We start from the raw sequence: 22686 nt of genomic DNA on the forward strand, positions 1-22686 counted from the left end.
TAAAATTTGGGATAGCGAATAAAGTGTCGCATGATTGTGATTTTTTCAGACATGAAAAAACAGTCACAATCATGTGACACCGCTACGTTGTAGGGCATTATGCCTGATATCGGCAAACTAAGCTATACATAAAGATGCTTTAAATGACTGTATTAAAACCCTATTTTGCTAGTCGGGATTGTATTTTTTTTATCTAAATTTTATTTTAATTTCAATATAATGCACAAAAAAGGGATGAGAAAATCATCCCTGAATAAAAGTGAAAATTATTGGTTTATTACCTTGGTTTTTGCCAATTTGTCATGCAAGGTTTGACGCTTTTTGCCGAAAATAAAAACGGAATCAATGATTGCGCTTAAAGGCATCGATAAAAAGTTCAGGAAAATAAATAAAACACTGCGTAAAGTGAAGCCACGCATGAGGTTTACAGGTTGACTGGTTTCGGCATCTACAATTTTAATCTTGGTGATTTTTTTACCAATGCTTTGACCTGATTTAGCAATCAAATATGCTTGAATGAAAAGCATAATGAAGAGATACGCAAACATTGCAATCCAAGCTTGGTTGGGAAACATTTCAACCATTTGTGTTTGTAGTGCTTGTAAAACATTGGGGTCAGCATTTGGGGTCATCACAGCTTGCATAAACTGTTCATTTAGATTGGCAAATTGTGTCTTTTCACTTGGATTAAAAAATGCCGTTAAGATAAAAGTTGCCGGTATCCAAAGGAGTAAATCGACGATTTTAGCCAGGACACGTTTAGGAATACTTGCTAGGCTAGTTTGCTCTTTTACCGCTTGAGACTGTGCGTAGGTATTTGATGGTGTAGTTGCAGTTTGATTTGATTCGAATGCTGTTGGTGCAGTATATCCTGCAGGCATATAAACCAACTGACCTTGAGTGAGTTCACCCAAAGCTTTCCATTCGGTCATACCTTGGTGCCAAACCAAGTCCGTGAGTAACACTTGTTGGCTCGCGAGCATTTGGTTAAGTTGTTCTAAGGTGTAGGGACCAGCTTGTTGGTTATTTCGTGCCAAGTAAATCTGCATAAAACTAAAATCTCAAAAAACGTCTGTAAAAGTATAAATAAAAAAAAAAGACCCACATGTGGGTCTTTTTTTAACACAGTTTATTAAGCTTGTTGAGCTTTTTCTTCAGAAAGGAAGAACCAAGTGTCTAATACTGAGTCTGGGTTAAGCGAAACAGACTCAATGCCTTGTTCCATTAACCATTTAGCTAGGTCAGGGTGATCTGAAGGGCCTTGACCACAAATACCTACGTATTTGCCAGCTTTACGACAAGCATGGATTGCCATAGAAAGAAGTGCTTTAACGGCTGGATCACGTTCATCAAATAGGTGAGAAACGATACCAGAGTCACGGTCTAGACCGAGTGTTAACTGAGTTAAGTCGTTAGAACCGATAGAGAAACCGTCGAAGTGTTCAAGGAACTGTTCAGCCAACAAAGCGTTAGTTGGAAGTTCACACATCATGATCACTTTAAGACCATTTTCACCACGTTTAAGACCGTTAAGCGCTAACAATTCAATAACACGTTTCGCTTCAGCAACAGTACGTACGAAAGGAATCATGATTTGAATGTTGGTTAAGCCCATTTCGTCACGTGCTTTTTTCAGTGCGCGGCATTCAAGTTCGAAGCAGTCACGGAAGTTGTCAGACACATAACGGCTTGCACCACGGAAGCCAAGCATTGGGTTTTCTTCTTCAGGTTCGTATAACTTACCACCGATTAAGTTTGCATATTCGTTTGACTTAAAGTCAGACATACGAACAATCACTGGTTTGTCAGCAAACGCTGCAGCAAGTGTAGAAATGCCTTCAACTAGTTTTTCAACATAGAATTCGATAGGAGATGCATAACCCGCAGTACGTGACATTACAGCAGCACGAGTTTCACGTGGTAGGCTGTCAATGTTAAGCAATGCTTTAGGATGTACACCGATCATACGGTTGATGATGAACTCAAGACGAGCAAGACCAACACCTTCGTTAGGAATTTGAGCAAAGTCAAATGCGCGGTCAGGGTTACCTACGTTCATCATGATTTTGAACGGAAGTTTAGGCATAGATTCGATAGAGTTGCGTTGGATTTCAAAGTCCAAAGCACCTTCGTAAATAAAGCCTGTGTCACCTTCAGCACAAGAAACAGTCACTTCTTGACCATCAGTTAATACTTCAGTTGCATTACCACAACCTACGATTGCAGGGACACCAAGTTCACGTGCAATAATTGCAGCGTGACAAGTACGACCACCACGGTTAGTGACAATCGCAGCAGCACGTTTCATTACTGGTTCCCAGTCTGGGTCAGTCATGTCAGATACAAGTACGTCGCCGTCTTGCACTTTGTCCATTTCTTTGATTGAAGTCACAATACGTACACGACCAGAACCGATACGTTGACCGATTGAACGGCCTTCACAAATCACTGTACCTTTTTGTTTTAAAAGGTAGCGCTCCATTGTACCTACGCTTTGGCGACTTTTCACAGTTTCAGGACGTGCTTGAACGATATAGATTTGACCGTCATCACCATCTTTCGCCCATTCGATGTCCATTGCAGAACCGTAATGGTTTTCAATGATCAATGCTTGTTTTGCAAGTTCTTGAAGTTCGTGGTCATTTAAAGCGAATTGTTGACGATCTGCTTTTTCAACGTCTACAACAACCACTGATTTACCAGCAGCGCCTTCTTCACCATAAATCATTTTTTGGTGTTTAGAACCAAGGTTACGACGTAATACAGCGTGTTTGCCTGCATTTAGAAGTGGTTTAGATACATAGAATTCGTCAGGGTTAACTGCACCTTGTACAACCATTTCACCCAAGCCATAAGATGCTGTGATGAAAACTGCGTCACGGAAACCAGATTCTGTATCTAGTGTAAACATTACACCAGCTGCGCCTGTTTCAGAGCGAACCATGCGTTGAACACCTGCAGATAACGCAACGACGTCATGTGCGAAGTTTTGGTGTACACGGTAAGAAATTGCGCGGTCGTTATAAAGTGAAGCAAATACTTCTTTAATCGCAATAAGGACGTTGTCGATACCACGGATGTTCAAGAAAGTTTCTTGTTGGCCAGCAAATGAAGCATCTGGTAAGTCTTCTGCTGTTGCAGATGAGCGAACGGCAACCGCGATATCAGGGTTGCCGTTTGAAAGAGCTGTGAAAGCCTCACGAATTTCTGTTTCAAGTTCAGCTGTAAGCGGAGTGTCTACAATCCATTGACGGATTTTTGCACCAGTTTCAGCAAGTGCATTTACATCGTCAACATTGAGTGCAGCAAGTTCAGCGTTAATTTTAGCGTTTAGGCCACTTTGCTCGAGGAATTCACGATATGCTTGAGCTGTAGTAGCAAAACCACCAGGAACAGATACACCAGCATTTGCTAGATGGCTGATCATTTCACCTAATGATGAGTTTTTACCACCCACGAGTTCTACGTCGTGTTTCCCTAATTTTTCTAGACCAATTACGCGCGCTTCCAAAGTTGTTACTCCACTTTTGCAGTATTAATCACTATCTTGGCATGAAATTATAACAAATTACTTAGCATTCTAAATTTACTAAGTGACAGTCATGTAAGATGGTTTACTATAATGATTATATAGCACTAAGACAAATTTTGGAGGAGAATTTTAATGTCAGAAGGTAAACAGATTCAGCGTAGTGTTTTCTTTGTTTCGGATGGGACAGCGATTACCGCAGAAACGCTTGGTCATTCACTGTTAGCCCAGTTCCCTCATGTAGATTTTGACATTCATATTATTCCTTATATTACCTCTGAAGAAGCAGCTACAAATGTGGTTGCAGAGATCAATCTTAGAGCGCAGCAAGACGGTCAAAAGCCTTTGGTGTTTGACACCCTTGTTGACCCGTATGTACGTGACATTATTAATACGGCAGATGCAGTAAATCTTGATGTTTTTGAGGGGCTTATTAGTAAATTGTCGGACGAGTTGGGTACAGCTCCTACAACTTTAGTCGGTCAAACCCATGCAGTAACAGATTCTGAGTCTTATAAAGCACGTATTGATGCGGTGCATTTTGCTTTAGATAACGATGATGGGGCACGTACTCGTCATTATGATAAAGCTGATTTGATTTTAATCGGCGTGTCACGTTCGGGTAAAACACCGACTTCCATCTATCTCTCTTTGCAATTTGGTATTCGTGTAGCGAACTATCCGTTGACAGAAGAAGACTTGGATGACAACCGTTTACCTGCAGTTTTACGTGAGCATAAACATAAGTTATTTGGCTTGATGATTGATGCAGAGCGCCTTGTAGCAATTCGTTCAGAGCGTAAGGCCAATAGTCGTTATGCAAGTTTTAGTCAGTGCCAAATGGAACTACGTGCGATTGAAGGTATTTATATTTCTGAAGGAATCAAATACTTAAACGTGTCAGAAATGTCGATTGAAGAAATTTCAACACGTGTTTTACAAATGACCGGACTGAAGCGTCGCATTGGTTAAGTGTAAATTGAGCCACTTTGGTGGCTCTTTTAATGATAATAAATTACTGTATAAATTATATAAAAATAGTATTAATTTTTGACTTGTCATACTTTTAATGAATGATAAATATTTAAAATATTGATGAAAATTTTTCTCAACATTTAGACTTAAAATTTAAGCAAATTCTGTATTCAAATGTGTACCAATTTGATGAATTTTTTTGGCTGAAAATTTATAAAATATGGCCTAATTGACAGCTTCAATCTTTTAAAATAATCCGTGTATTGCTGTGTTTTTATCTATGAATTAAGCCTGAATAATCTACTTGATAAGAGTAGTGTATATACTAGATTTAGCACATACAGTTTAATATTTGATCATAATTTTAAAAAATACTGATTTAAATGCTAAAAAAATAGGCAGAAAATAGAATAAAAAATAATCAAACAGTCGCTTTTAGGTGTTAAATCTCAAGAAATGGCATCATTTATTTAATTGATGTGGGTGGGGAATGCTCGAATTGAGACTATTTAGGCTTTAAAAGCAGATATGAAGTGATATTAAAATTGGATTTTTAGCAGTTATTTTCTTATTGAATATAGATTAGAACATAAGTAAATGTCGGCTGAATATGAGCATCGGTATAAATTTTCCTACTTATAATTAGTCATTAAAAGAGTTGTGTAAGACAAAATTAAGAGACTGAAAATTTATTGGTTTGAAATAAAATTTTCATGAAGAATTGATCATAACTATTCAAAAATCGCACTTCTATAAATGAACTGTAGCTGATGATGCAGGTCGGAGGCATGATTTAAGTCTGAGCGCTGAAAAAGCATGTAGCACGATTAAAGCTATTTTCATTTATGGATTTTTAAGAATCCTTAGCCTTACCGAATAGAAGTATTCAATAACGTAGGGGATCTAGCAAAAGCCACCAGAGATGGCTATTGGTGTTGTGAGTTTTGATCAATCGGATAAATTCTAGTAATTGTCATGTGAAAATAATTGCAATGTAATTACTTTTCTTTAGGCTGGTTAGATTCGCTGCGCACAATGACATCACACTCAAACGTATGCTCATCTAAAGCCGTGATTGAATTACTCTGAATTTTTGCAATAGGCCAAGTGTTTAAGATGCAGTTGGGCTGCTGTAATGCTGCATAATAATGATCCGATTTTAGGAAGGTTTTGTTCTGAATTGCGGTATTTGGACTGAGTAAATGTCTTAACCAATGGTTCGGCACTTGATCTTCTAAAAAGCGAATCGCCAAAATACTCTTAATACGATTGCTAAATAAACGTCGATTTTTTGCAATCAGTGGGTGCTGGATTAATTTATTCAGTAGACGTTCGGTGCGTGGTAAGACAAATTGCGGTTTGATTTGATAGACCATGATGTTATCTGCAACCTGACATAGATGATGTAGTTCAGAGACCACATGCTGATCTATCCCAATAATTGCGATTTTTTGATTCTTAAAATCATAATCTTTGATCTGTTCTGAACTGATGATCGTTCCACGAAAGTGTTCAAAATCTTCTAGATGATTATTAAAAATATGGTGGGTTGCATCCTGCTTGTTGGCCATATTTATTCCTTATCTTTTGTTTTTTTAGTTGAGTCTTAGATAGGAATATATTCTGTGATGGGCCAGTTGGGGTAAAGCGTTTTTTCAGTCTGATGAGTCATGCAATTTGTCTAGAATTGATTTGCTTGGCCCTTGTCATTTATAGATTTCTAGGAGTGAACTGATTTTTTTATGCGTTGAAGTTCATCTTTCGCTCAAGCAGGTCGAAATAATGAGCGACCTGCATGAACGGCTTTTGAGATCTATAAATTTTGTGAGTTTTAAAGTGGTTCATCATCTTGTGAGCTATAGTCAAGCTGACTCGTGGTTGAATGTTTAAGTTCGGGTTGGTCGGTATGTGTACGTAAATAGTCCATATCACGAATATTTTTTTGTACAGCAACTGCACCAAACAGACTCATTAGGAAAGCCATCATGTAAAACCCTTTTTCACTTAATGCCAGTTCAGCATTCCATAGACCAATGGCAAGAAGTACGAGGCAAATAATGACGGATGCCCAGCACAGTCCAAAGTAGATTGCAGTGACATGCATTCCTTCTAAACGGTCACGAATGATTTTTTGTAGTGAAACCGATGAAAATAATCCATAAAGCAATAAAATGAGATAAAAGCCTTTTTCATTCAACATCATATTTGCATTGAATAAACCTATGCAAAACACCACAGCGCCTAAAATGAGGGCACACCAACTTGCTGCGATAAATGCGGGTGTGGGTTTATTAATATATTGGCTCATTTGCTTATTTTTCTCTTTGTTTTGCTTATGTTTAATATTTATACAGTAATAAAAATGAGTAAAGCAATTATTTCGTTGAGGCAATGATGGTTTTTAAGTACAGGTTTGGGCGTTGTTAGCCGAAACCATATTATCTGTTGACTGCTATCCGTCTAAAGAGCCACAAAACATGTAGTCACAATTCTACCTTTAGACGGATTAAACGCTTGGATTAGATCATTAAGTTTAGAGTCTTAAGCGAGATCATTTTTGATTTGCATTAAACGTTCGAAGTTTTCAATGCGCTTATCGGTATCGTAAATGTCACAGGTGAAAATAAATTCATCAACGTCATATTTGGTGAGTAGGTTTTCTAAACCTGCTCGAACGGTTGCATTTGAACCGACTTGTCCCATAGCGTAGAAATTATCAACAGACATCTTCTCTGTAGCAGACCATAAGCCTTGCATACTGTCGACTGGAGCTTTGAGTTTTAAACTTTGACCACGCATTAAACCTAAAACGCGTTGATAAGCACTCGTTGCCAGATATTCTGCTTCTTCATTTGTTTCGGCGACAACCGTTGGTACGCCCATAGACACATAAGGTTGATCTAAATATTCGGATGCTTGGAAATTTTCACGATAGAGCTGAATTGCTTGTCCAAGCATGCGTGGTGCGAAATGTGAAGCAAAAGAATAGGGTAAACCTAAACGTGCAGCGAGTTGTGCACTGAACAGACTTGAACCTAAAAGCCATACAGGAACATGTGTATTTTGTCCCGGTGTAGCAATGATGCGCTGCTGTGGCTCAGGTGCTTTAAAGTATTGCAATATCTCAAGGACATCTTGTGGAAATTGATCTTCGGTTTCCTGACGGCCACGGCGTAAAGCGCGCATGGTGGTTTGGTCGGTACCTGGTGCCCGACCTAAGCCGAGTTCAATGCGGCCAGGATATAACGTTTCAAGTGTGCCAAATTGTTCAGCGACAACTAAAGGCGCATGGTTGGGCAACATAATCCCGCCTGAACCGAGCTTGATAGATTGTGTATTTGCTAAGAGATAGCCAAGTAAAACCGCAGTTGCAGAACTTGCGATGCCGTCCATATTGTGGTGTTCGGCTAACCATAGACGGTCATAGCCAAGTTGTTCTGCTTTCTGTGCTAACTGGAGTGCATGTTTGAGTGAAAATTCGATGGTTTTATCATTTCGAACAGGTGCGAGTTCAAGTATTGAAAATTTTGTATCGGCTAGAGTACGCATGTTTTCTCTCAGAGATCTTTATATCGAAATAATACGATATAAAAAGCTGAATGTATATCGAATAAACTCGATATGGTCGTGGGACGGTGTAAAAAGACAACTTTAGATATATCTAAACTTTTTTTTATACAAAAAAAGCACCCGAAGGTGCTGATTTTTTTCCATTGAAATATATCGATTAACGTTTACCGTTTTTGTACCAACCTAAGTGACGACCATTGTCTCCACGGTAGCCTCGGTCGTTGTAGCTATAATTATTGGTACGATAGCCACGGTTGTTATAACGACGGTCATAGCGATCATCATAACGACCATTATAACGGTCATCATAGCGACGGTCTTCAGACACTTTTTTACCTAGTGCAGAACCACCAGCTGAACCAAGTGCAGCACCGATATAACCACCGTTTGTGCCGCCCATGTTTTTACCTACGGTATAACCACCTGCGCCACCAAGTGCACCACCGATGATGGCACCATTACGGTCACGTTTGTTTGCCGATGCTGCTGCACCTGCACCGCCACCAATTGCTGAACCAATCATTGCGCCAGTTTGGCCGCCAACTTGGTTACCGATTGCTGCACCAACAACACCACCTAAAGCAGATGTTAATGCAGTATTGGTGCTATTACCTGCATGTGTTGCAGTCATAGTAAGTGCTGAAGCGGCAATTGCTGCACTGAATAGAATTTTATTAATTTTCATTTTTAAACTCCTTACGAAGCATGATGTTTATCTGTTGATATCAATATATGAAAACACATAGCGAATATTTGGAGCGTGATGTGAAATAAAATACGTATTCCGTTGCTGCAATGTAAATTTTGCACTTTATTTCTACATGATTGATGACATGGTTGGAGAGAAGGCAAATCTACATATTTGAGGTGCAATAAATAAAGTTGTATTTATCATTTGAAAAAAGGCGATACATAAAAAAAGCACCCGAAGGTGCTATTTTCACTATTCAATAAGGACTCACTAATTTTGAATTAGTGACGACGACGGTAACGTTTTTTGTATTTACGTTCTTGGTGTTTGTCGTAAGCTTTATCTTTAGAGATTTTATTACCTAGAGCAGCACCACCAGCAGCACCTAGTGCAGAACCAATGTAACCACCGTTTGTACCGCCCATGCTTTTACCAACGGTATAACCTGTACCGCCACCTAAAGCACCACCGATTGCAGATTCTGTACGGTTACGTTTATTACTTGCTACCGCAGCACCACCAGCACCACCAAGAGCAGCACCAATTGTAGCGCCGGTATTACCGCCCATGTTTTTACCAATTGCAGTACCTGCAACACTACCTAATGCACTAGCTGCAGCAACGCGTGTTGTACTATCTGCATTTGCAGACACAGTGAACATAGAAGCAGTTGCTAGAGTGGCTGTCATTAAAAGAGTATTCAGTTTCATAGTTCACTCCATGTCCTTCATAAACGCGAGGACTTTTTGATAATCATTTCGATGGCAGTAAATGTAACAAAACTATTCGCTATAAATATGGAGAGCTTTCTCTTTATTTGGTGATTTGAGTGTCTAGTTTGTATAAGTTTTATTAATATTGTGAAAAAAAAGGTCGAATGCTGAAAATCTGTACGACTTTATGGAGAAAGGTAGGAGTGATGAAGTTCACACTTTGATATTTAGGGTCATTGATAGGCCAAAAAACAATATATATGTCATTTCAGACCCATTATCGGTACACTAGCCCCATTATTTTGAATTTTGGCATATCCGTGAAAGTTTAGCGGTAGAGCCTGTGTATTGAGATTTTTTGAAAAATGAAAGAATCGTTACGTTTACGATTAGATCAGCTCTCTGACCGTCACGAAGAATTAAATGCATTACTCGCAGATGTAGAAGTCATTTCAGACAATAAACGTTTCCGTCAGTTGTCACGTGAGCATAGTGATTTATCTGAAATCACTGAAGTTTGGAAAAAATACCGTCAAGCAGAAGAAGATATTGAGACTGCTGAAGTAATGATGACGGATCCAGATTTTAAAGAGATGGCTGTTGAAGAAATTAAAGAAAATAAAGCTTTGATTGGTCAGCTTGAAGCAGACTTAAACATTCTGATGATTCCAAAAGATCCGAATGATGCGAACTCTGCTTATTTAGAAATCCGTGCCGGAACAGGTGGTGACGAAGCTGCAATTTTCTCGGGTGACTTGTATCGCATGTACAGTAAATATGCTGAATCACAAGGTTGGCGTATTGAAGTGTTGTCTGAAAATGACGGCGAACACGGCGGTTATAAAGAAGTGATTTGCCTCATCAATGGTGAAGGCGTATATGGTCGTTTGAAATTTGAAAGTGGTGCACATCGTGTACAGCGTGTTCCTGCAACAGAGTCACAAGGTCGTGTTCATACTTCGGCATGTACTGTTGCGATTTTGCCGGAAATTGATGTAGACACTAGTGTTGAAATTAATCCTTCAGAACTACGGATTGATACCTATCGTGCATCTGGTGCGGGTGGTCAGCACATTAACAAAACTGACTCTGCTGTGCGTATTACCCATATACCAACGGGTACAGTTGTAGAATGTCAGGATGAACGTTCACAACATAAAAACAAAGCCAAAGCGATGGCGCTATTGGTTTCTCGTTTAGAAAATGCCAAACGCGCAGCAGCAGATGCAGCGACATCTGAAATGCGTCGTGACCTGGTGGGTTCTGGTGACCGTTCTGAGCGTATTCGTACCTATAACTATCCACAAGGTCGTATGACTGATCATCGTATTAACCTAACACTGTATAAGTTAGATGCTGTGATGGAAGGTGATTTGACTGAATTGCTAGATAGTTTGCATCGTGAATATCAAGCCGATCAGTTGGCATTATTAGCACAGCAGAATGGTGGCTGATGAATATTGCACAGGCTTTGGCCTATCGTGGTGAACCTGAAAGTTATGAACGTCAGGAAAATGCGTGGTTGTTAGAGCACATCACCAAGATTGATTCTTTTGATTTAATCCTGAAAAAGGATCAAGAATTAACAGCTGAGCAAGAACAACTCTATGTTGAAAGTCTTGCTCGTATTGCTGCGGGTGAGCCTTTGGCTTATGTCACAGGTTCTCAGCCATTTTGGACGCTAGATTTAAAAGTGACTAAAGACACTTTGGTGCCACGTCCTGATACCGAAGTGCTCGTTGAAACTGTACTCCGTTTAGAACTTCCTGAAGATGCTCGTGTGGTGGATTTAGGAACAGGAACTGGCGCTGTAGCCTTGTCATTAGCCAGTGAGCGTCCAGAGTGGTCAATTGTAGCTTCGGATATTTACGAACCTACCTTGGAAGTTGCTGAGTTTAATGCCAAAAAGCATGATCTTGAACATGTGCAGTTTGTCTTAGGTTCTTGGTTGAAACCTTTTGGACGTGCTTTCTTTGATGTAATTGTGTCAAATCCGCCGTATATCGATGTTGATGATGTACACATGAAGGATTTGGCGACAGAGCCTGAACGTGCTTTGGTTGCAGACAATCATGGACTTGCAGATCTTGAACAAATCATTCTTCAAGCCAAAAAACATTTAACCGTGAATGGTTGGGTGGTGCTCGAACATGGTTATGACCAAGGGGAAGCAGTCAGACATTTGTTCTTACAGGCTGGATATCGAAATGTTCGGACTGTAAAAGATTATGGTGGTAATGACCGTGTCAGTTTAGGTCAGTGGCAACATTGATTTGGTATTAGAGATAGTCAAAAATAAAGCGCATTGAATGCGCTTTATTTTTTTGTTTTTGATATTCGATCAATACTTACATTGGGTAGTCTTGTAAGCTATCGAAAACTTCAACTTGTTCTAAAGCTGCTGTTTCTACTGCAAGACAGTAAGCAATAATTTTTGCAGTTGCATTCACTAAATTTTCATCTTTTAGATTTGCACCTGCTTGAATTGCTTCAATGTCATCCGCTTGGATATCCAGTGCATGAGCAACTTCAACTGCATTTTCAGTGCTAAAAAATTGTGAGATCAAATTTTGCAAATCGATATCTGCGACAGTTTTAAGCTGTTCATGAAACAGTTCATCAATTGCGTCAATCTGAGTGAAAAGAGAATCTGAAAAGTTTTGAACAAGTTGTTGTTCAAGAACATCAATCATCTTAAGCATAGGAAAGCCTTTCAAGGAGATGCAGGAGAATTGGAAAATAAATAAGCAAAGTGCTTTAAATTGAGTGAAAAATAACCTAATTAGACTAAAGTAGCAATCGTTCAAGGATGAATGGTCAGTCTATTTATTGAATATTTTTAAGTTATTGATTTTCTATTAATTAGATGAATATTCAATTTATAAATAGCGAATATCAAATTTTAGGCCTTGAATTCAGGCGCATTATTTTGTCGATATGCACCAGGACTGACACCTGTCCATTTTTTAAAAGCCCGATGAAAAGCACTCGGATCATGAAAATTTAGTTCTTCACTGATATCTTGTAAGCTTTTATCGGTATGGGTTAAAAAATCGATGGCGGTATCTCGTCGGATATCATTTTTGAGTTGTTGATAACTCACACCTTCACTTTTAAGACGGCGATGCATCGTGGCTTCCGACATATTCATTTTGACCGCCAACTCATAAAACTCTAACCATTCAGCAGGAGGAACGTCTAACAGTTGTTTACGAATTTGGCTGCTGAGCGCATACGGGTTTTTAAAGCGTACCAAAAGGTTTTCAGGTGTTTGTTGTAAGAATTGATACCACGAACGTGTGTTTTGCTTGATTGGTAGACTTAAATAACTGGCATCGAGCTGTATGTAGTTTTGACTGGCTTGGTAATGAATATTTTCACAGAAGCGAACTTTGTAGTCGTGATCATCAATAGGTGCATCACATTTAAATTGGATTTGGTTTAATAAAATCCGTTGTCCACTTAGCCAGCACAGTAGCGTGTGGATGAGCATCAAATATGTTGCATAGCTGAACATGCGTTTAAGCGCTTGTTGGTCATAGATCACGATATAAGCAAAGTGATCTTCAATGGTTAAATCACTATGCAAGTCATCTAAAACCAGATTTAAAAATTGTAGGATTTGCTTAAGTGCATCCCCCAAGGTGCTGTTGTGCATGACCATTTTCGAAAGTAGTTTAAAACTACCACGTCGCATGGCATGCCGATCCATGCCAAAAAATTCATCATCCATCACATCTGCAAGATGAGTCCATAAAGCCGCATATTGAGAAACAGAAACTCTGGTTTTACGCGATAGCAGTAACTCAGAGGGAATACCCGCCTTTTGTAAAATAGCAGAAATATCAAAGTGCTTTTGTTGCGCATCGTGTAATGCTTCATGCACCAAGTCGATAGAAATCGTCCCTTTACTGTATTCGAGTCCATGCTTCGGCATTTGTGCAGATAGGTCCTTGTTCAGAATTGTCCAAATACATCAGAAAAGATGCAACATTTGGAAATTGTACTGAATAAATTCTCTGTTTACTCTGCATCTTAAGTCGAATTTAAAACAAGACATCGTAAATAGGGAAATGCTATGGACATTAAAGGAAAAGTTTTTGTTGTGACAGGTGGTGCATCAGGACTAGGCGCTGCGACAGCAACACATCTGATTGGCCTGGGTGCAAAAGTGATTATTGTGGATATGAATCATGAGCATGGCGAAGCGATGCAACGTCAACTGGGTGATCATGCCAAATTTGTTCAATTGGATGTTACCGATGAACAAGCGGTCGGCGCTTTCTTTGCACAAGTTGAAGCGGAATTTGGTCAACTTAATGGCTTAGTGAACTGCGCAGGTATCGCACCCTCTGCAAAAGTTTTAGGTCGTGACGGATTACATGATTTGGCGATGTTCCAAAAAGTATTAAATATTAATGTTTCAGGCACATTCAATATGCTGCGCTATGCGGCACAACTGATTGCTAAATATGAATTAAAAGCGGGTGAAGAAGAGCGTGGCGTGATTGTGAATACGGCGTCGGTTGCGGCTTTCGATGGTCAAATTGGTCAGTCGGCTTATGCAGCATCTAAAGGGGCAGTGGTTGCAATGACATTACCTCTTGCACGTGAGCTTGCACGTGAATCAATCCGTGTGATGACCATTGCTCCGGGTATTATGGAAACGCCGATGCTCAAAGGCTTAGCACAAAATGTACAAGATGCTTTGGGGCAAATGGTGCCTTTCCCACCACGTTTAGCAAAACCACAAGAGTTTGCAAAATTAGTGACGCATATTTTTGAAAATGCCTATCTCAATGGCGAAGTGATTCGTCTTGATGGCGCGATTCGTATGCAGCCTAAATAGTTATTTATTAAAACTGCTTATTCTGGCTTCTACGACGGAGTCTGATCGAGAATAACTTCGTTGACAGTAGCTCATCTCGTTACTTTTGTTTCGGCAAAAGTAACCAAAACCATAGTCATTTGTAAAACTCGTCATCAAGTATTTATTGATTTACAGATTACACAAACATTAGAGATTAATGGCGTCCTGCCTCAGACAGTTGCAAATGACGTCGTCGTGTATCCAACTTTGCTTTATACAGCCAAAGTATTTTTAATTCCGCAGTTATCCAAAATTTAAAGCTATACGCGCTATAAAAGATTTAGAAAAGGAAGTCTCATGATTTTAAATGATGAACAAAAAATGGTTCAGGACATGATGCGAAGCTATTCGCAAGAAAAACTGAAACCAACGGCAGCAGAGCGTGACAAAACGGCAGCATTTCCTGCACAAGAGCTAAAGGAACTTGGTGAGCTAGGTGCTTTAGGCATGACGGTTTCGGATGAATGGGGTGGTGCAGGTTTAGACTATGTGTCTTTGGTTGTTGCCTTAGAAGAAATTGCTGCTGGCGATGGTGCGATTTCCACAATTGTTAGCGTACAAAACTCACTGCCATGTGGCATCACGCAGCGTTATGGTACAGAAGCACAAAAAGAAAAATACTTAAAAAAATTAGCCACAGGCGAATGGTTGGGATGTTTTTGCTTAACAGAACCACAAGTGGGTTCAGATGCGAGTGCGTTGGAATGTAAAGCGGAGCGTGATGGTGACGAGTGGGTGTTAAATGGCACCAAGCAATTTATTACCACAGGAAAACATGCCCAAGTAGCCTTGGTTTTTGCGGTAACGGATAAGTCTGCAGGTAAAAAAGGGATTTCGTGCTTTTTAGTACCAACGGATGCGCCGGGTTATATCGTAACGCGTTTAGAAGACAAAATGGGTCAGCATTGTTCCGATACAGCAACGATTGTTTTAGATGACTGTCGTATTCCTACAGACAGTCTTTTAGGTCAAGAGGGTGAAGGCTATAAAATTGCCTTATCGAACTTAGAGTCAGGTCGAATTGGTATTGCAGCACAGTCTGTGGGTATGGCCCGTGCGGCATTAGATGCAGCCGTTGAATATGCCAATGAACGCAAGGCATTCGGCGTAGAGATTGTACAGCATCAGGCCGTGGCATTTCGCCTCGCGGATATGGCTACCCAAATTGAGGCGGCTCGCCAATTGATTTTCCATGCAGCGACGTTAAAAGATGCAGGTTTTCCATGTTTAAAAGAAGCCTCGATGGCGAAACTTTTTGCATCGACGATGGCTGAACGGGTGTGTTCAGATGCGATTCAGATCCATGGGGGCTATGGTTATGTATCTGATTTCCCAGTAGAACGAATTTATCGTGATGTGCGTGTCAGTCAAATCTATGAAGGTGCATCGGACATTCAGCGGCTGGTGATTGCACGTGAAGTCACCAAAGGGTGAAAGGTTAAAAAATAGACTTTAGTCGATGTTCAAACCCTGCAATGGCGTTGATGGTTATGGAAATTGCAGGGCACATCCAAACATGGTTATCTAGGTATAGACAGTCTAAGAATAGGTAATTTACGAATAGATTGTCGAAGAGTATAAGTTTCAAAACTAAAAAACCGACATTGCAATCGGTGTATAGAAAAGCAGTAAAAGCGGATGTGGCAAAGGATTCGTCACGGTTACGCAGCGGTACAACAACAAGATTAATAAACCTCAAAGTATTGCACTTTGAATCATAGAGAACAGGATAGGAATTGTCGTCATGAAGACACTAGAACAAGCATATCGTGATTTTAATTTTGAAAAGATGGTTACAGAACAATTGGTCGGTACGCCAAAATCAATCAATGCTTATGATGAATGTTGTGGGCGCTATGTTGGGCAAAATCGAACTGCACTGATCTGGGAAGGTAAAAATGGTGAATCTGAGCAATGGACTTTTGAGCAATTAGATTTAGCATCTGCACAATTGGCAAATTATTATCAACGCATTGGACTGAAAGCAGGTGATTGCATTGCAGGTCTTTTACCTCGCACAGCAGAGTTGTTGATCACCGTATTGGCAACATGGCGTATAGGGGCAATTTATCAGCCTTTGTTTACGGCATTTGAGTCCAAAGCGATTGAACATCGGGTGCAAACAGCGGGAACAAAGCTGATTGTAACCAACACCGAGCAACGCTCAAAACTCAATCATATTGATTTACCGCATATTTTAACTGTACATGCCGATCAAGCAATTCAGACAGATCCTGACTTTTGGTCAGAGCTGCAACTTCATGACACCACATTTAACTCAGTACCGCGTTCATTTGATGATGAATTTTTAATGATGTTTACCTCAGGGACGACCGGTTTAGCCAAGTCTGTCCCTGTGCCACACAAAGCGTTGTTGGCATTTAAAGGGTATATGACACATGCAGTTGATTTGCGTGAAGAAGATTCATTTTGGAATTTGGCAGATCCGGGTTGGGCTTATGGTTTGTACTATGGAATTGCAGGGCCATTAAGTTTAGGACACAGCATTATTATGGATGAACGGGCTTTTAGTGTTGATCATGCACTTCAAGTCATCAAAAAATATAAAGTCAGTAATTTGACCGGTTCTCCAACGGCTTTTCGTATGTTCTTTGGCTTCAAAGAAAAATTTGACGCATCCATAAAATCACATTTACGGGTTGTGAGTAGCGCAGGTGAGCCGCTAACGCCTGAAGTGATTCAATGGTTTAATCACGACTTAAACGTCAATATTTATGACCAATATGGACAAACGGAACTCGGCATGGTGATTGCAAATCATCATGCTTTAGAACACTACAAAAAAGTGGGTTCAGCCGGTTTTGCTATACCGGGCCATCGTTTCGCGGTGCTTAATAAAGACTATCAAGAAATTGAACGTGGTGGCATTGGAACATTGGCATTAGACTGGTCGCAATCTCCACTCATGTGGTTCACAGGCTATGGTGGCAATAACCGTAAAGCCTTTGTCGGGAACTACTATTTAACCGGTGATACCGTTCGTTTAAACGAAGAAGGCGGCATTGATTTTGTAGGTCGTGCAGACGATGTCATTACAACGTCAGGCTATCGTGTTGGGCCTTTCGATGTGGAAAGCACATTATTAGAATGTGAAGAGGTTTTAGAGTCGGCAGTTGTTGGTAAGCCTGATCCTGAGCGAACTGAATTGGTTAAAGCTTTTGTGGTATTGAAACCACAATATCAAGCAAGTTCAGAACTCATGGATAAACTACAAGCCTATGTACGATCTCGTTTATCCAAGCATGCTTATCCAAAAGAAATTGAATTTGTGGATGGGTTGCCTAAAACATCGAGTGGAAAAATCCAACGTAACTTGTTGAAGCAACAAGAAGTGGCCAAAGCGCAATTAATTCAAAAGGTCAGTTGAGTCAATTTATATACGCAAAAAAGGCTGCTTGATGCAGCCTTTTTTAAATTGATGTTTGAGCTGGTAAAACCATTCATTCGAGATCATATATGCACTTGACTAACTATGGGACAATCCAAATTAACCTAAAATTAAAGCATTCATTCAAATCTATAAAATCATTTATTTTAAGTTCAGGGTATTATGTTCAGTATCAAGTTCTTGAGTTTTACCCGTTAAATTGCCCTTCAAAACTTTGAATAAATGGGTGACTTTATTGTCTTTGACATTCCAGAATTCTGCACTAATAGGATTAGCTATCAAAACGCGAACAGTAGGATCAGTCTTGCCATCGAACCAGTTTTCAGCCCAAGGATTCCATAATTTATCGATTAGGGCCGCATCTGTACTGATTTCTCCATGAGCACTAATTGATACATAAATATCGTCTGAAGGTTTAGCGAATGCTAATCCAAGATGATTACGACCTGCATTGACTGCCTCTACAAGGTCATTGTTTTCTTTCATAAGAAAATAGATATTTTCATGCTCATTCATCTTATCAGAATTAAGCATAGTCATAGGTTGAGAATGAATTTCTTGCTTGTCAGTGACATGGCTAATCATGGTGAAACGCACGTCTTTAATGAGTTCCCATAATTTTTGTCGCTGATCTTGTTCAACGTATTCTTGTGACATTTTTATTCTCCACTTTTAAGTAATCACTTTGGGGTAAAGGGGTAAATATGACTGAGCACAAAGTATTTGAATAATGTGTGTTAGGTCATAAGTTTATCGAACATATTGTGTCAGCAATTTAATTCTCACTGAATTCATACATATACCTACGGATTAAATCTCTTTGCATACATAAACGCTTAAAATGTCTTGGATTAAGTTTTATTTTCTGAGGCTAAGGTAGAAAAGAATCATTAAAATTAACCTAATATAAGCAGCCCTAGTGCAACTAAATATGTTTAAAAATATAACTATATTTTTTATTTATTATTTTTAAAACATGTATACGCTATACCTCTATGATGTTTCTACGTACTAAGGTGTCTGAGATACTGTATTTTAAATAGTGTAATTGAAGATACGCTAACTGAGAAAAATGCCATGTCTACAGAGCATTTATTTTAACTTTAAGCTGTATATTGTCTTGCTCAAATAGCAGGGTATTTTTACACTGTTTCGGGTTTGTACTCGAACAACATTTGATGGATATCGGTGTTTTAATCTTTTGCGTGCGATATAAACTCGCCCATTTTTTATGCTTGACGAATTTTAATAAGGAAATACTTTGTCTACGTTTAAATCGAATGAATCAACATCTGAATTTGAATTAAGTGATGATGAAATGCATTTATACAGCCGTCAAATATTGCTTGATGGATGGGACATCGATGCACAAGAGAAGCTAAAACTTGCCAATGTACTCATCGTAGGGTGTGGTGGAATTGGGTGTACCACAGCCGAATTATTGGCACGTGCAGGCGTCGGACAAATTACTTTAATCGATGCAGATCGAATTGAAATCAGTAATTTACAACGACAAATCGCGTATACCAAAAATGACGTAGGTTTTTATAAATCGGAAATTTTGGCTAAACGCTTACAAGCGATTAACCCGCATATCCGAGTGCAAAGCTATACCTCAAAATTAGATGAAAGCAACGCAAAGGCATTGATTTCACAGCAAGATTTGGTTCTCGACGGTTGTGATAATTTCAGTACACGGTATTTGGTTAACGCAAGCTGTGTGGAAAATAATGTGGCGCTGATTAGTGCTTCTGCAATTGGCTTTCAAGGACAGTTATTTATGGTTGAAGCCGATGCTGCCTGTTATGAATGTTTATTTCCAAAAGAACAGCATGCCAATGAAAGTTTGCGCTGTGCAGACTCGGGTGTACTTGCAACTACACCAAATGTTATGGCAAGTTTGCAAGCACATCATGCCTTGCTCTATTTGGGTTTAGGGACGACAGCACTGAAACAAAAGCTTTTGTTGTGGGATGGTCGGTCAATGAAGCAAAAAATTCTCGCTTTTGAAAAAGATCCCGATTGTCCAATCTGTCAGGCAAGATAAAGCAGCAAGCCCTTATTTTTTTGCTACACTCACGTTAATTATTTTTTTCTAAGACATTATGAAAAACAATATCTGGTTAGATGGAATTCGCTCGGTTGCCCGAATGGGTGAGACCGCAGTCGTTGCGGCGAAAGCCGGCTTTAAATATGCAACTGAAAAACCAAGTAACGCAAAATTAATGCGTGAAACTTTTGAATCACTGGGTTCAACCTATATTAAATTAGGTCAATTTATTGCAAGTACACCTTCTTTATTTCCACGTGAATATGTCGAAGAGTTCCAAGGCTGTTTAGATCAGACACCGTCATTGCCGTTTAGTTATGTGCAGCAGGTATTGGCTTCAGAATTTGCTGGCCGTAATTTAGATGAAATATTTGCTTCAATTGATGAAAAGCCTTTGGCTTCTGCATCGATTGCACAGGTACACGCTGCTAAATTGGTCAGTGGTGAAAATGTTGTTATCAAGGTGCAAAAGCCGGGTGTCGAGACGATTCTCTATACAGATTTAAATGTCTTACATTGGGCTACTAAACTGGTTGAAAAAGCTGTACCCAAAGTCAAATTTGCTTCACTTGCAGATATTGTTGAAGAAATTAAAGTTCGAATGGTACGTGAAGTGGACTTTATTGAAGAAGCTCAAAATCTTGATGACTTTGTGAATTATCTGAACGTAACTCAAAACAAAGCCGCAACAGCACCAAAAGTTTATCACCAATATTCAACGCGTCGAGTCTTAACGATGGAACGTTTATACGGCGTACCATTGACTGATTTTGATGTGGTCAAGAAAGTCGCTAAAGATCCATCGCAAGTTTTGGTGACAGCGATGAATACATGGTTTGGCAGCTTGATGTTATGTAATAGTTTCCATGCAGACTTACATGCAGGCAACCTGATGCTGCTTGAAGATGGTCGAGTTGCCTTCATCGATTTTGGTATCGTGGGCCAGTTGAAACCTGAAGTGTGGACAGCATGTATTGCGTTTATGGATGCCCTACAAAAAACTGACTACAACTTGATGGCTGAAAACATGCTGAAAATGGGCATGACGGCTGTCAAAATTGACACACAAGTCTTAGCTGCCGACTTAGAGCGCTTATTTAGCGGTGTGCTTTTGGCCGATCCGCAAGAGTTATTAACCTCGAATCCTGCCGATTTGAATGACATCATGATGGATATGGTACAAGTCGGAGAGCGTCATGGTATTCGCTTCCCACGTGACTTCGCTTTATTATTCAAACAAATGTTGTACTTCGATCGCTTTATGCGCATCCTTGCGCCATATACCGATATTTATGCAGACCAGCGTATTCAGATGGTGCAGACTATGGATCCTAATTTATTGTTGAAGCAATAATTTAGCCGCAAGATATAAATAAAATCCTCTTGCTTAAACAGGAGGATTTTATCGATGTTTAAGATTTTATTTTGAGTGTAAGAATGGACGCAATTATCATTGAAGGTTTGAAAGTTGAAACTGTAGTCGGCTGTTTCAATTGGGAGCGTCAGATTATTCAGCCTTTGATGCTCGACCTCAATATTCAAACCAGTTTAGCGCAGGCGGCTCAGTCAGATGAGCTTGAAGATACCTTGAATTATGCTGAAATTTGCGAAATATCAGCCAAAGTCATTCAAACTGCTCAACCTAAATTGATCGAACATGCAGCAAAACTGGTGATTGATGCACTTTTCGCTACCTATGACAGCATTGAATCTATTATGATTACCATCCGGAAGCCTGCCATTATCGCGCAAGCCAATTCTGTAGGAATTCGTCTTGAACGCCACCGAAACGATTTTCGCCCTAGCTCTGGCGAGTAATTTCAATCCCAAACCGCATTTTCAACAGGCTTTACGTCAAATTCAGGCTTTGGGTCATGTTGAATTTTCCAAAATTTATGTGATTCCTTGTCGTGATGGCATTGGGGCGGATTATTGGAATGCAGCTTGTTTGGTGAAAAGCAGTTTATCTGTAGATGAAATCAGCACCTTACTGAAAAAAATGGAAGCAGACTCAGGTCGTGTTCGTCCGTCTCATAATATCGCTTTGGATCTGGATCTGATCGCGTGGGGCGAAAGCTTAGCGCACATGCAATTTAATCCGAAAAAACTGCCTTTAGCACTCGATGTTAAAATACCAATGTTCGACATTTGGAAAAATGAAATGTTTGAACATCCAGCACATCAATTTCCTATGGTGAGTTGCCAAAAAGTTTTAGTGGATTGAGCGAATGAAACGAAATGTTTTCAATGCACATGAGTGATATTTCAAACTGACCTTAAATACGCTAGATAAACAATAACAAAAATATTCAAATCCTGTCATGGTATGCGCTAGCGTATAGGCTGTCGCAGGATTACATTATCTTTTTAGCTTCAAAATAATGATATGAACTGGACTGATCTGATTCAGCACTATGGCTATATTGCGATTTTTATTGGCACATTGTTTGAAGGAGAAACAGTGCTGATGATTGGCGCCTATGCCGTCCATCAACACATACTTCATTTTCCAATGTTGATTGCGATGGCGATGCTAGGCAGTTTTATTGGTGATCAGTTTTATTATCAAATGGGCGCTCGCTATGGGCAAAAACTTATCCAGTCGAATGCAGAATTTGCACAAAAATTCGATCGTGCGAGCCAGTTTATTGAACGTTATCCTATTTTGACCATTTTATTTATGCGCTTTGCTTGGGGTTTTAGAACTATTTTACCTATTGCAGTCGGTGTGCGTGCTTATCCTGTTTGGAAATATAGCCAAATCCTAAAAACTATAGAACAATAGAGATATGGGATATTCAAAAGATTTTAAAGACAAAGTCATAGAAATTATGATTCGAGATGAAATGTCTGTGCGAAAAGCAGCACAGCATTTTAAC

General features: G+C 39.5%; 21 protein-coding genes. 11 read left to right on the plus strand and 10 right to left on the minus strand.

What is annotated here, in order from left to right; genetic code table 11:
- Positions 1-266: 266 nt before the first annotated feature.
- Both FTU65_RS11300 and ppsA read right to left on the minus strand, forming a co-directional pair.
- Positions 267-1049 carry an RDD family protein gene (locus FTU65_RS11300; RefSeq protein ID WP_180010364.1) on the minus strand — a complete coding sequence of 261 codons (783 nt, stop codon included), beginning with the start codon at positions 1047-1049 and terminating at the stop codon, positions 267-269.
- An 83-nt stretch (positions 1050-1132) separates the two neighbouring features.
- A complete protein-coding gene (ppsA, locus tag FTU65_RS11305; RefSeq protein WP_180010363.1) occupies positions 1133-3511 on the minus strand; it encodes a phosphoenolpyruvate synthase in 2379 nt (792 codons plus the stop codon).
- A gap of 153 nt (positions 3512-3664) precedes the next feature.
- Here ppsA and FTU65_RS11310 point away from each other — a divergent pair, with 153 nt between their 5' ends.
- The gene (locus tag FTU65_RS11310) at positions 3665-4501 is read left to right on the plus strand and encodes a pyruvate, water dikinase regulatory protein (RefSeq protein WP_168377735.1); all 837 of its coding nucleotides are present in this window, start codon (positions 3665-3667) and stop codon (positions 4499-4501) included.
- 1001 nt (positions 4502-5502) lie between these two features.
- Here the strand turns inward: FTU65_RS11310 and FTU65_RS11315 are convergent.
- From FTU65_RS11315 to FTU65_RS11335, 5 genes are all read right to left on the minus strand, one after another.
- Positions 5503-6075, minus strand: coding sequence for a flavoprotein (locus FTU65_RS11315; RefSeq protein ID WP_180004943.1), 573 nt, complete (start codon positions 6073-6075; stop codon positions 5503-5505).
- A gap of 260 nt (positions 6076-6335) precedes the next feature.
- Positions 6336-6812, minus strand: a complete 477-nt coding sequence (yiaA, locus tag FTU65_RS11320; RefSeq protein WP_180065293.1) for an inner membrane protein YiaA — start codon at positions 6810-6812, stop codon at positions 6336-6338.
- Between the two features lie 233 nt (positions 6813-7045).
- A complete protein-coding gene (locus FTU65_RS11325; protein ID WP_180010361.1) occupies positions 7046-8053 on the minus strand; it encodes an LLM class flavin-dependent oxidoreductase in 1008 nt (335 codons plus the stop codon).
- Positions 8054-8231: 178 nt separating this feature from the next.
- Positions 8232-8759 carry a hypothetical protein gene (locus FTU65_RS11330; RefSeq protein ID WP_168377731.1) on the minus strand — a complete coding sequence of 176 codons (528 nt, stop codon included), beginning with the start codon at positions 8757-8759 and terminating at the stop codon, positions 8232-8234.
- Positions 8760-9046: 287 nt separating this feature from the next.
- On the minus strand, positions 9047-9475 hold the full coding sequence (locus tag FTU65_RS11335) for a glycine zipper domain-containing protein (RefSeq protein WP_078193959.1): 429 nt from the start codon (positions 9473-9475) through the stop codon (positions 9047-9049).
- Between the two features lie 368 nt (positions 9476-9843).
- Between FTU65_RS11335 and prfA the strand changes: the two genes are divergently transcribed.
- On the plus strand, positions 9844-10932 hold the full coding sequence (gene prfA / locus FTU65_RS11340; protein WP_078188570.1) for a peptide chain release factor 1: 1089 nt from the start codon (positions 9844-9846) through the stop codon (positions 10930-10932).
- Entirely contained in the window at positions 10932-11750 is an 819-nt protein-coding gene (prmC, locus tag FTU65_RS11345; RefSeq protein ID WP_180010360.1) for a peptide chain release factor N(5)-glutamine methyltransferase, read from the plus strand. Before prfA ends, prmC begins: the two co-directional genes overlap by 1 nt.
- Before the next feature lie 76 nt (positions 11751-11826).
- Here prmC and FTU65_RS11350 read toward each other — a convergent pair whose 3' ends face one another.
- Both FTU65_RS11350 and FTU65_RS11355 read right to left on the minus strand, forming a co-directional pair.
- A complete protein-coding gene (locus FTU65_RS11350; protein WP_078188566.1) occupies positions 11827-12180 on the minus strand; it encodes a hypothetical protein in 354 nt (117 codons plus the stop codon).
- Between the two features lie 200 nt (positions 12181-12380).
- Positions 12381-13415 (minus strand): AraC family transcriptional regulator, encoded by a 1035-nt coding sequence (locus tag FTU65_RS11355; RefSeq protein ID WP_180010359.1) that lies wholly within the window; start codon positions 13413-13415, stop codon positions 12381-12383.
- Positions 13416-13556: 141 nt separating this feature from the next.
- Between FTU65_RS11355 and FTU65_RS11360 the strand changes: the two genes are divergently transcribed.
- The 3 genes from FTU65_RS11360 to FTU65_RS11370 all read left to right on the plus strand — a co-directional run bounded on the left by FTU65_RS11360 (position 13557) and on the right by FTU65_RS11370 (position 17736).
- On the plus strand, positions 13557-14327 hold the full coding sequence (locus FTU65_RS11360) for a 3-hydroxyacyl-CoA dehydrogenase (RefSeq protein WP_078188564.1): 771 nt from the start codon (positions 13557-13559) through the stop codon (positions 14325-14327).
- A 318-nt stretch (positions 14328-14645) separates the two neighbouring features.
- Entirely contained in the window at positions 14646-15782 is a 1137-nt protein-coding gene (locus FTU65_RS11365) for an acyl-CoA dehydrogenase family protein (RefSeq protein WP_180010358.1), read from the plus strand.
- A gap of 310 nt (positions 15783-16092) precedes the next feature.
- Complete coding sequence (locus FTU65_RS11370) at positions 16093-17736, plus strand: AMP-binding protein (protein WP_180010357.1); 1644 nt, start codon at positions 16093-16095, stop codon at positions 17734-17736.
- A 162-nt stretch (positions 17737-17898) separates the two neighbouring features.
- Here the strand turns inward: FTU65_RS11370 and FTU65_RS11375 are convergent, their stop codons facing one another.
- Positions 17899-18414, minus strand: a complete 516-nt coding sequence (locus tag FTU65_RS11375; protein ID WP_180066811.1) for a pyridoxamine 5'-phosphate oxidase family protein — start codon at positions 18412-18414, stop codon at positions 17899-17901.
- Between the two features lie 661 nt (positions 18415-19075).
- Between FTU65_RS11375 and FTU65_RS11380 the strand changes: the two genes are divergently transcribed.
- The 5 genes from FTU65_RS11380 (at position 19076) to FTU65_RS11400 (ending at position 22592) form a co-directional block, all read left to right on the plus strand.
- A complete protein-coding gene (locus FTU65_RS11380) occupies positions 19076-19804 on the plus strand; it encodes a HesA/MoeB/ThiF family protein (RefSeq protein WP_180066815.1) in 729 nt (242 codons plus the stop codon).
- Positions 19805-19862: 58 nt separating this feature from the next.
- Positions 19863-21161 carry an AarF/ABC1/UbiB kinase family protein gene (locus tag FTU65_RS11385; protein ID WP_180066813.1) on the plus strand — a complete coding sequence of 433 codons (1299 nt, stop codon included), beginning with the start codon at positions 19863-19865 and terminating at the stop codon, positions 21159-21161.
- An 83-nt stretch (positions 21162-21244) separates the two neighbouring features.
- A complete protein-coding gene (folB, locus tag FTU65_RS11390; protein ID WP_111884985.1) occupies positions 21245-21625 on the plus strand; it encodes a dihydroneopterin aldolase in 381 nt (126 codons plus the stop codon).
- On the plus strand, positions 21582-22031 hold the full coding sequence (locus tag FTU65_RS11395; RefSeq protein ID WP_078193947.1) for a 2-amino-4-hydroxy-6-hydroxymethyldihydropteridine diphosphokinase: 450 nt from the start codon (positions 21582-21584) through the stop codon (positions 22029-22031). The genes folB and FTU65_RS11395 overlap by 44 nt, the downstream gene beginning before the upstream one ends.
- Before the next feature lie 162 nt (positions 22032-22193).
- On the plus strand, positions 22194-22592 hold the full coding sequence (locus FTU65_RS11400; protein WP_257222994.1) for a DedA family protein: 399 nt from the start codon (positions 22194-22196) through the stop codon (positions 22590-22592).
- Positions 22593-22686 lie beyond the last annotated feature (94 nt).

Source organism: Acinetobacter sp. YH12129 (assembly GCF_013418685.1).
Lineage (GTDB): Bacteria > Pseudomonadota > Gammaproteobacteria > Pseudomonadales > Moraxellaceae > Acinetobacter > Acinetobacter amyesii.